Origin of the sequence: Reichenbachiella sp., assembly GCF_039969095.1 — a bacterium.
GTDB lineage: Bacteria > Bacteroidota > Bacteroidia > Cytophagales > Cyclobacteriaceae > Reichenbachiella.
Genome location: NZ_JBDVOL010000011.1, coordinates 539,786 through 551,703, shown reverse-complemented (window position 1 = coordinate 551,703; position 11,918 = coordinate 539,786). Strand labels below are relative to the sequence as shown.

General features: G+C 40.5%; 3 protein-coding genes and 1 tRNA gene. All 4 read left to right on the top strand.

Going from position 1 to position 11,918, the window contains the following annotated elements; all coding sequences use genetic code 11:
• The first annotated feature begins 215 nt into the window (after window positions 1-215).
• The 4 genes from rpsA (at window position 216) to ABJH98_RS10930 (ending at window position 11,798) form a co-directional block, all read left to right on the top strand.
• Complete coding sequence (rpsA, locus tag ABJH98_RS10945) at window positions 216-2,258, top strand: 30S ribosomal protein S1 (protein ID WP_348307711.1); 2,043 nt, start codon at window positions 216-218, stop codon at window positions 2,256-2,258.
• 146 nt (window positions 2,259-2,404) lie between these two features.
• Window positions 2,405-2,475: transfer RNA gene (locus tag ABJH98_RS10940), tRNA-Cys, on the top strand.
• A gap of 660 nt (window positions 2,476-3,135) precedes the next feature.
• Window positions 3,136-11,370, top strand: a complete 8,235-nt coding sequence (locus tag ABJH98_RS10935) for a DUF6443 domain-containing protein (protein ID WP_348307710.1) — start codon at window positions 3,136-3,138, stop codon at window positions 11,368-11,370.
• Window positions 11,370-11,798 carry a hypothetical protein gene (locus ABJH98_RS10930; RefSeq protein ID WP_348307709.1) on the top strand — a complete coding sequence of 143 codons (429 nt, stop codon included), beginning with the start codon at window positions 11,370-11,372 and terminating at the stop codon, window positions 11,796-11,798. The genes ABJH98_RS10935 and ABJH98_RS10930 overlap by 1 nt, the downstream gene beginning before the upstream one ends.
• The last annotated feature ends 120 nt before the right edge of the window (window positions 11,799-11,918 follow it).

Here is an 11,918-nt window from a genome sequence, read left to right as displayed (position 1 = left end):
AAATTAATACCAAAACCTGATTCTTAAAAAGAGAGAAAGAAGTAATACAGAAAGTTAAACCTGATTTTATAATTAAAGTTTACTTTAAAATATATAAATACCTATCTTTGCGCTCCATTCGAGTGAATGGGTTCCGAATGATCGGAATAAACACAAACAAAATGGCGCATCTCCCGAACCCGGAATGACGCTGTATATAATGGGTTCACAATATAATGGAAAACAAAGAAGAATTAGAAAATCAGTCGACTGAAGCAGTAAAAGAAACTGCAGTAGAAGAAAAAGCTGCTGCTCCTGCTGAAGAGGTAAAAGAAGAAGCACCTAAGGCTGAGGAAAAAGCGGCAAAAGCACCTAAGAAAGTTGCTGCTGTTGTAGAAGAGGAAGAAGAATTTGACTGGGACAATGTTCAGCCAAAAGGATTCGGAGATGGTTACAACAAAAAACAAAAAGAAGAGCTAGAAGCACTTTATGGTGATAGCTTAAATACTATCGAAGAAAAAGAAGTAGTTGAAGGTACTGTGGTAAGTATGACTTCAAGAGATGTAATCTTAAACATTGGATTTAAGTCTGATGGATTGGTTTCAGCTTCTGAATTTAGAGATACTCCTGATTTGAAACCAGGTGATACGGTTCAAGTATATATCGAAGAGCAAGAAGACAACAACGGTCAGTTGGTATTGTCTAGAAAGAAAGCGAAGATTGTTAGCGCTTGGGAAAATATCCAAAAGTCTGCCGACGAAGATCTAGTTATCGATGGTATGGTGAAGAGAAGAACCAAAGGTGGTTTGATCGTAGATATCTTCGGAATCGAGGCGTTCTTGCCAGGTTCTCAGATCGACGTGAAGCCTATCAGAGACTTTGATGTATTCGTAGATAAGAAAATGGAAGTGAAAGTTGTGAAAATCAACTACACTAACGATAACGTGGTTGTTTCTCACAAAATCTTGATTGAGAAAGATCTCGAAAAACAAAAAGCTCAAATCCTTGAGAACCTTGAAAAAGGACAGGTACTAGAGGGTGTGATCAAAAACATGACCAACTTCGGTGTATTTATCGATCTTGGAGGTGTAGATGGTCTACTTCACATTACCGATATCTCTTGGGGTAGAGTGAATCACCCAGAAGAAGTATTGAATCTGGATGAGAAAGTAAATGTTGTTGTTCTTGATTTTGACGATGACAAGAAGAGAATTTCATTGGGTATGAAGCAATTGTCTGAGCACCCATGGGATTCACTAGACAAAACGGTTGAAATCGGATCTAAAGTAAAAGGTAAGATTGTGAATGTTGCTGATTACGGTGCATTCCTAGAAATCCAGCCTGGCGTTGAAGGTTTGATTCACGTATCTGAAATGTCTTGGTCGCAGCACTTAAGAAACCCTCAAGACTTCATCAACATTGGTGATGAGCTAGAAGCTGTGGTATTGACAATCGATAGAGACGAAAGAAAAATGTCTCTAGGTATCAAGCAATTGACTGAGGATCCTTGGACTAAGCAGGACGTATTGACTAAATACGCTGTAGGTACTGATCACAAAGGAATCGTGAGAAACTTGACGAACTTCGGATTGTTCATCGAACTAGAAGAAGGAATTGATGGTTTGGTTCACGTATCTGATCTGTCTTGGACTAAGAAAGTGAAACACCCTTCTGAATTCATCAATGTAAACGAAGAGCTAGAAGTAAGAGTACTTGAGCTTGACGTAGACAACAGAAGATTGGCACTAGGTCACAAACAATTGGAAGAAAATCCATGGGATACTTTCGAAACAGTATTTGCGAGAGGAACTGCTCACAAGTGTACAGTGACTAACATCATCGAGAAAGGTTCTATTCTTGAATTACCTTACGGTTTGGAAGGATTTGCTTCTACTAAGAACATGAAGAAGGAAGACGGTTCTAAACCAGTAGTTGGTGATAGCTTAGACATGGTAGTGGTTGATTTCTCTAAAGATGATAAGAAAATCACGCTATCTCACGTAGCGACATATTCTGACGAAGTGGTTGAAAAAGCACCAGCTCCTAAGAAGAAGTCTGCGGCTAAGAGCAAAGGAGTAGATAAAGTGAACGCTGATTCTGAGAAATCTACCATGGGTGATATCGCTGCGTTATCTGCATTGAAAGAGCAAATGGAAGCTGGTTCTAAACCTGCTGCTAAGAAAGCTGCCCCTAAAAAGGAAGCTGCTCCAAAGGCGGAAAAAGCTGCTGCTAAAAAAGCGGATAAGAAAGATGATGCTTCTGAAGAAGCTGAAGCTTAATTAGAAATATATAAATGGAAAAGGTACACTTCGGTGTACCTTTTTTTTGTGCCTTTCGTTAAGAAAAAAGCGATTTTTTAGCGAATAGAAACACCAAATAGTTTGCAGGGGATGTAATTAATTCTAATTTTGTGTCTCCAAAAAATGGTCCTGTGGCCGAGTGGCTAGGCAGAGCTCTGCAAAAGCTCGTACAGCGGTTCGAATCCGCTCGGGACCTCTAAAATCGAATGAGCCACCCTTTATGGGTGGCTTTTTTTATTTTAAAATGTTGAGATTGATTTTCGAATCGCTCGGTACGAAATAAGCAAAGCGATTCGTGAGGGAAAAGCGCATGGTTGCGGGTATGAACAATCCAAGAGACACCTCTTCAAAGATCCATTGATGGAGTTTTATTCATGCTTGATTGAATATGATCGAATAGTACTCAATAGATAAGTGAGTCTATTATAACTTGTAGGCAATGAGTTTAATCAAGTAGTTTATCAAACAAAATAAATCTTTTATTTAGTTCTCATTTAATTTATAAAAGATGTGAATAACTAGGTTGAACTTAATTACAACAAATTAAATTTTGTTTTTATTATTGTGACCGAATTGGTGTGGGTGAAATAATTAAGGTAACTATTGGGAGTACAGTCTTTCAATGAATGAAATAACTAATTTTTAAAAATATTTCATTTAATGATTACCTTTTAATCATTGATGTTACTAAGTACTAACAAAATATAAATCACTAAATGATGTTTGACCTAGCCAAAGTCATATCCTTCTTGAATTCTAAATCAATTTTTCAATTATTAATTGTTTCAGCAGCTGAATGCTAATGTTTCAATAGAAAACTATCACGAGTTGACTTACCCATCACAATACTATGAATATGGTTAAAAATCTAGTAATTCCTTTTCTTCTTTCTATTTTGTTCCTAACTACCTATTCTACCTATGCACAATTGTCGGGAGGGATATCAGGTCCTAATCCTACAGGTAAAGGTTCGACACAAACGTATACTTATACGGGAGAATTAACGCCTTTGGATTATAAGTGGATAGTTTCAGGAGGAACAAAAGTATCTTATGATGCTGACGAGGTTACCATCAAATGGAGTTCTTCGGCATCTTCTGGTAGTATATTATATACGAATAGTGCCAGGCCTGCAACTACCTATGCGAGCCTTTCTGTGAGCTTAGTGACATGTCCGACTAAATATACAGTAGGAGGAGGTGGTTCCTATTGTTCTGGAGGATCTGGAAAGAGTATTACGCTAAGCGGTAGCCAATCAGGGGCGAGTTACCAATTGAAAATAGGATCATCCAATATAGGGTCGCCTAAAACAAAAAATGGAGGAAAAATTACTTGGTCAGGGCTTAAAAGTCAAGGTACCTATAAGGTTTTTGCAACAAAAAACGGGTGTACGGAGGAAATGAATGGTTCTAAGTCAATTGTGATCAACCCCTTACCAACAAAATACAATGTAAGTGGGGGAGGGAGTTATTGTTCCGGATCATCCGGTAAAAGCATTACTTTAAGTGACACACAATTAGGCGTAGCATATTCTCTCTTGGAAAATGGAGTAGGATCTGGTGAGCTAAGTATTGAAGGCACTGGAAAAGGAATTTCATGGACCAATGTAAAGGTGTCTTCAGGAACTAAAACATTCAAAGTGAGAGCGACAAATAACTCGACTCTCTGTAGTGTGGAAACTACTAGTAGCAAAACGATTACTGTAAAATCTTTGCCAACAAATTATACAGTCGGAGGAGGTGGGAGTTACTGCTCTGGAGGTTCTGGTAAAAGTATTACGCTAAGTAATAGTCAAGCTTCAGCAACTTATCAGCTGAAAAGAGGATCGACAAACGTGGGTGCTGCAAAAACCGATACAGGCGGAAAGCTGACTTGGTCGGGTCAGAAAACCGCTGGCACTTATACCGTGGTAGCGACAGGAAGCAATGGCTGTACTCGAACAATGAGTGGAAGTAAGACGATATCTGTTACTTCTTATCCTACATCATATTCTCTTACAGGAGGAGGTTCATATTGCTCAGGAGGGTCTGGAAGAACGCTGACTCTTTTTAATAGCGAAACTGGTGTGACTTACCAACTGAGAAAAGGAAGTGAGAATGTTGGATCTGCCAAACCAGGAAAATCTGGTACAAGCTTGACTTGGACTAATAATACAGCAGGCACTTATACTGTATGGGCCACCAGAAATGGTTGTAGTAAAAATATGTCAAATAGTGCTGTAATTACAGCAGGCACAGCACCACAAGATTTCACAGTAAGTGGCTCTGGATATTGCTTAGGTAGCTCCGGCGGAATTGTAACTGTGAGTGGCACACAAGGTGGTGCTTCCTATCAATTAAAAAAGGGGGCGACTAATATAGGTATGCCAATATTGGCTTCAGGCTCAGGAGAGGCCATTTATTGGGATAACCTCACAACAGCAGGAACATATACTGTTCAAGCATCAAGGAGTGGCTGTACTCGTTTACTTTCAGGCAGTGCAGTCATTGATGGATATGCCGTACCACAAGAATACACCTTGAGTGGTGGCGGTGGCCTTTGTACCGAAGGTGGTGCAGGTGATAGCTTTAATATCAAGCTGTCAAATTCTCAGTCAGGAATGACTTATCAATTGGTAGTCAATGGAACACCCGAAGGGGAAATTAAAAATGGAAATGGCTTGGCGATTACTTGGGCTGGCAGAGACAAAGTAGGTACCTATAAAGTATTAGCTAAAAACAACAGTTGCGAATTGATTATGGCTTCTCAAACTAATATTGAAGCCATACCTGAAGCTACAAAATATGACGTCAATGGAGGTGGGTCCTATTGCCCAGGTGATGATGGAGTTGCTATTTATTTGTCGGATTCTCAAAAAGATTTTGATTATTTTTTGTTATTAGATGGAGTACCTGTAAGTGGTTCAAGTAAAGAAGGTAATGGGTACGGCATCTTCTGGTCAGATTTGACTGCACCTGGAATCTATACGGTAAAAAGTGTGGATATGCTTCATTTGTGTTCAGCTACCATGGAAGGAGAAGTAGAGGTATCTATGACCAACTTACCGGATGATTCTTTTCAGGTTTCAGGAGGTGGAATTTATTGCTCAGGAGAAGTGAATTCTAGTATTCATTTGAATGGTAATGAAAGTGAAGTAGATTATGTGTTACTGAAAGACGGAGTTGAATATCCATGGGATTATACAGTGAACAGTGATCAGACATTGAGTTGGAATGATTTAGAAGAGGAAGGCGAGTATTCAGTGAAAGGTTATAGAGGTTCATGCAGTGACCAGATGACTGGTACGGCAGATATATTTGTCATTCAACATCCCATCATCAAATCTTTTCATGGTGAAGATACTTACTGTTCAAGCGATGGTGGAGCGGAATTTACTTTGGACTATCCTGAATTGAATGTTGGGTATCAATTGATGAAAGACGGGAATGAAGAAATTGGTGAAATTGAATTTTATATTCCGGAAAACCCTAAGCCTGGCGAACCAATAAGTGATGATCCATTAGAAATTGTCTGGTCCAACATTGAAGCAGAAGGACTTTATACAGTGGTAGGGCATCGTAACGTTTGTACAAAGCCAATGAATGGCAGTATTGAGTTAACTAGAATTGAATCTCCAGTAGCTCAAGCATTGGAAGGTAATAATGAACAATGTGATCCAGGAATACTTTTCTTGGAAAGTCCTGAGACTGATGTAGTTTATAAGTTATATAAGGATAACGAAGAAGAGGCTGTTTTGAATCCAGGTGAAGCTACCTGGTTAGGACTTGTCAATGGTTTGTATAGTGCGGAAGGACACAGAGGGATGTGTATGACTCCAATGATCAATGATGTTGATTTGCGAGTCAAATATGTTGCGCCACAGTTGGAAGTTTTGATTTCAAATGAAGGAAAAAGATGTGAAAATGATGAAGGTGTAGTGATTTCAGTAGATGGTAGTTCAGATCAATTCTCCTATAGTTTATATAAACAAAGAGAAGAAGATGAAGGTGATCCATCACTAGAATTTATTGGTACTCGAGAAGGTAATAATTTAGGAAGTGCAATTAACTGGAGTGGTGTTAAACAAGCAGGAACTTATGAAGTACATGGGTTTGATGTGGAGTCTGGTGTATTTCAATATCTGGAGTGTCCTACAGACATGCTCAATACAGTAACTGTGGAAGTAGAGGTATTGCCAAATACATATGCATTGAGTGGAGGAGGGTCTGTATGTTTTGAAAATGATGCTTCAGATATTATTCTTGAAAATTCGCAAGAAGCATACGATTACTACCTATATGTTAACGGAGGAAATGATGGCTCCTTTATTGAAGGTACAGGTGGAGCGTTAGTTTGGGAAGACCAATTTGTAGCTGGAGAATATAAGGTCTTGGCTAAAGGAGAAAGTTGCTCATTGTATATGGATAATGCTGAAACCATTTCCGTTAATGATACCTATCCATTAGGGCTATTCCTCGAAGAAGACACTTATTTCTGTACTGGTTTTGACACGGTTATCGAACTGCCATATGCTCAAACAGAAGTCGGTTATCAACTCATAAAAAATGAAACAGAACTTATTGGTGGGTTGAAGTATTATATCCCAAGAACAGGGCCTGACGGCGAATTTTTGGATCTACCATTAACTTGGACTGGAATTGATGAAATCGGCACATATACCATAGAAGCGACCTTGGATGGCTGTACAAGACTAATGAATGGAGATCTTGAGGTTGAAGAACGACCCATGCCAGCTCCTTTGAGTATTTCCGGTCCTCATTATGAATATCAAGTACACATGGAGTTGTCCGAAGTAGCTACTGAATATCAGTTGTTTAAAAATGAGTTGGAGCATCAGAGTACTCAAAGCGGAAATGGCGAAACGCTCATTTGGGATCGATTATTAGCTGGTACGTACAAAGTGCAAGCGGATAAAAATGGTTGCTTTGACATTATGGACAACACCGTGGTGATATCTGGATGTGTCACGCCTCCTGGAAGAAATGCACCAGCCTCTTTGGATCAAAATTTCATCAGAAAAGAGGTAGTGCTCAAATCTGGTATTGAAACAGATACAGAACTATCCACTCAGGATGTGTATGGAAAAACGACCAGCTATGAATATTTCGATGGACTAGGTAGAGCCTTGCAAAGTGTAAATGTCGGCGGCTCACCTACGCAGGCAGACATCATTCAGCATTATGTATATGACGACTATGGTCGTCAAGAGAAAGAGTTTTTACCCTACTCTAAGGCTAGTGGTCAATCCGGCGCATATCGAACGAGCGCAGAAACTGAGCAAAGCTCTTTTTACTCAGCCTCATCTGAATTAAGAGCTACTGATGCCAATCCTTGGGTGCTTCACGAATTCGAAGAGTCACCACTCAATAGAGTACTTAAGACCTATGGGGCAGGTGAAGAATGGCAAACGGCAAACGATAAATCCACACAGTTCGCCTTGAAAACCAATGGTTCCAATACAGTTAGAAAATGGATACTGAGTGGAGGATTGCCTGAGAGAGATGGTTATCATGCAGCCAATACGCTCTTGCTTAATGAAACTACAACAGACGCTACAGACGATCCAAGTGAGAATCAGATTGTACGCGAATACACAGACACCCGCGGGCTGGTCGTGCTCAAGCAAGTCAGAGTAGAATCAGGCAAATGGCTCAAAACCAATTACATCTATGATGATTGGGGTAGTGTGGTGATGGTGCTACCACCAGAATTGTCCAATATCAGCAGCCCGACTGCAGATGATGTGGACCAGCTGGCTTTCCAATACCAGTATGATGAAAAACGAAGAGTGGAAGCTAAAAAACTTCCGGGCACACTGGAATGGAACAAAATCATCTATGACAAATGGAATCGAGTGGTGATGACCCAAGATGCCAATCAAACGGCCAACTACGAATATTTGGTAACCAAATACGACGAGTACAATCGCCCGATATTGACAGGTTTGTTTATTGACGAAGACCATGAGGATACTGACCATTGGAGATTCCAAGTCACAACAAGCAGTACAAGATTCGAAAGCCGAACGGAGACGACAGACTATACTTCTGTAATGTCGCCCAAACCATTAGCTAATAATGTCTATAGTGTCACTTATTACGACGACTATACCTTCTTAGATTATTCAGGATGGGGCAATGAATTTGATTTCGAATCAGAATCAGGCTTTGCACAATCTCATTTTAATTCCGTCAAAGGACAAACTACGGGCAGCAAAGTGAAAGTGCTGGGCGGTACAGGCAACACCTGGCTCAAGACCGTGACCTACTATGATAATAAGTATCGAGTCTTGCAGACCATTACAGAAAATATCCGTGGCGGTGTGGATCGTACGACCTTCGAATATGATTTTGTAGGCAAAGTGCTGAAATCTCTGTCTGTACAGACCAATGACGAGCAGCTTTCTATTCTGAAAGAATACGAATACGATCACGCAGGCAGATTACTACGCACATGGCAGACCTTGGCCAGTGATGACCGCATCTTGTTGGCTGAGAACAGCTACAATGAATTAGGAGAAATGGTGACCAAGAAACTGCACAGTGAGAATGATGGTGCTGATTTCCTTCAGACAGTAGATTATAGATACAACATCCGAGGCTGGCTCACTCAAATCAATGATCCGTCTGCTACCGACCCTGAGAGATACTTTGCGATGGCACTTAAGTACACGGACGGGGCTACGCCTCATTACGATGGCAACATTGGCACAATAGACTGGCTAAGTCCTATGGAATCTAATAAGAGTACCTATGACTACACTTACGATGGTGCCAATCGTATTTTAGCGGCCAACTACAGCGACACAGATGTAGAGAATCTCAGCGACTTCGATGTAAGTGGGATTGCTTATGATGATAATGGAAACATCAAAACCTTGGCAAGGGTCGGCGATCAGCTGATCGGATTGCAACAAGGCGAAGCTGGAGCCACAATCGATGACCTAAGTTATGTCTATCGAGGCAATCAATTGATCAAAGTCTCGGATGCTGATGGAGTAGAGGAAGGCTTCAAAGACGGTGCTGATGAAGACATCGAATACGAATATGATGCCAACGGCAACATGATCGAAGATCTGAACAAAGGGATTACGGGTATCGAATACAACCACTTGAATCTACCTGCAGTAGTTTCACTTAGTAACGTAGAAGGGTCAGACGACAGTGGACAAATAAAATATCTCTACGACGCTGCTGGTATCAAACTGGCTCAGATCGTGGAAAGAGATGGTACAGAGATCAAACGAACCGATTATGAAGGAGCCTTCATTTATGAGTCTAAAAATGAAGCCACTAGTCAACTCCAATTCATCCAGCACGACGAAGGTAGAATTGTACCCGTCACTGCGAGCGGTAGCGAAGCAATCTCAAGCTACGACTACCAATACTTCCTCAAAGACCACTTAGGCAACGTCCGAGTGACTTTCAAAGCGGAAGGAGACGTGGAGGCCTCGAAAGCGACCTTCGAACCGGGAGAAGCATCCAATGAATCCAGCTATTTTATAGGGTACGACGGCATGACCAAAATCACGGCTGATATGTTCAACAACACAGCTGGAGGTAACACCTCTATCCGACTGAATGGACGAGAAGATGAAATAGAAGGGTTAGGCAAATCCATCATGGTAAAACCTGGCGATGTGATTGACCTAGAGGTCTATGCCAAGTACTTCGACCCATCCGATTCTGAGGAAGGTTGGGACAACTTGCTAACTACATTGGCTGCTAATCTTGCTGATCCCACTAAAGGTTTGACTGTAGATGGTGGCGGTATGGGCGAGCATGCCTTCCCGTTTGCGGATTGGACAGATAAGGAAAACCCAAATAATCTGCCACGGGCGTATATGAATTACATGGTCTTCGATCAAAACTTTAAACTTGAATTTCAGGGATTCAAACAGATCACCACAGATGCCAAGGAAAACGGCGTGAAGGATGAAGATGGTGATTTTAAAGACCATGAAAAACTCAGCCACAGCATAACCATAGAAAAAGCAGGCTATGTGTATGTCTACCTCTCCAACGAACAGGGCGACACAGCACCAATCGACGTCTTCTTCGATGATTTCAAAATCACACATCACCATACCCCAATCGTGCAGAAAGACGACTATTATCCTTTTGGCTTGACGTTCAATGGCTATCAGAGGGCGGGAGCTACGGATCAGAATTTTAAGTATAATGATGGTGCTGAAAGGGTGAGTGATTTTGAGCTAAATGTAGATATGACTTTGTACAGGGTTTATGATCCTACAATTAGCAGATGGTGGCAAATCGATCCATTGGCAGATGCGGCCGGACAGGAGAGTTGGACTTCATATCATTATTCTTTTAATAACCCTATAAGTTACAATGATCCATTAGGCGATAACCCATGGCTTCGTTTAGTCCAGATGGCTCAGCGTGCTCGTGTACCGCTTCAAAGATATGGAAGACAAGTAGGACAGGCTATTCAATTGGGCTGGAATAATGTTCACCGAACGATTCATTATTCTAGTACAAGTCCAATGATGAGGCAAACGCAGAATTGGGTCGCAACAAATATTCAAGGAGCTACATCATATTATTATAGAAATGCGCAACTAGTTGGAGAAGCTGGAGCATTCGTAGCTAGTGCTATTGACCCAAATCCAGCGGCAAATTACTCAATTGGGGCTGGAGATGAATTAGGAAATGCAGTAGGAGCAACGCTTAGGAGAGGAAGTGGGGCGGTTTTAGACTTTTTTGGAGGAGCTAAGTCTTCAGTAAAAAACGGCGTTAGTATAGACCCTCAAGCTGTTAGCGGCTTTAGAGGAACTATTTCAGAATTTGCGAAACAATTTTCAGGATCGAAAGTGGGTGAAATTGTCGCGAATAACCCGCAGGCTACATTTGTAAAAGAAGCCGCTGATTTATTAGAATATGGAGGCACGCTTACTGTGCGTGGTACTATGTCAAATAAATTTTTCAATAAAATTGCAAAAGGGAAAGGACTTGACGGTTTTGAAGTAATTCAGGATGCGACTGAAATATCAAATGTTGGTTATCAAAAAACTGATGGGACTGCTATTGCCGGCCAAATGTTTGAATTAATCTTAAGGAGATCAGAATAATGAAATTGATATACGATAACTATTTAAACGAAATACACTCATTTGATTCCTATTATGGTGAGATTGTTATTGAGAGTGATTCTTTAACTATTCCTTATATTAACCTAGGAGTTAGTGAACACCCTTTAAATGAAGGAAAAGATTTGAAGTTCATTAACAAGGCTTACATGGTTTTTGAAGATGTAGTTTCTTTTGATGAACAATTTTCTTTGGATGAATATAAAGGGACGCTGACACTATATTTCGGAGGATATAATTTGAAGGAGAGAGAACATAAGGAATTTAAAGTTGTATGCAATAGAGCATATTTAAATCTATTAGAAGAGTCTGAAATGTCACATAAAATGTGGGTACCCATTAACACTCCGAACCTCAAATCAAATATGGATAAGGAAGATGTTCAAAACTTCCTGCTAAGTCGCAATTAGCAATCGGATTGAAAATGAGTTCAAGTAAGTATTGTAATGCTGTATAGCAAGAGATCCAATGATACACGGTTGTTAATGTGCTAATAAGAAAGCGTAACCGTGCAATTGATAAAAGCACTG

What these genes read in the sequence shown, in the direction of transcription:
- rpsA (WP_348307711.1), top strand. Translation starts at nt 216, where the DNA reads ATGGAAAACAAAGAAGAATTAGAAAATCAGTCGACTGAAGCAGTAAAA.
- ABJH98_RS10935 (WP_348307710.1), top strand. Translation starts at nt 3,136, where the DNA reads ATGGTTAAAAATCTAGTAATTCCTTTTCTTCTTTCTATTTTGTTCCTA.
- ABJH98_RS10930 (WP_348307709.1), top strand. Translation starts at nt 11,370, where the DNA reads ATGAAATTGATATACGATAACTATTTAAACGAAATACACTCATTTGAT.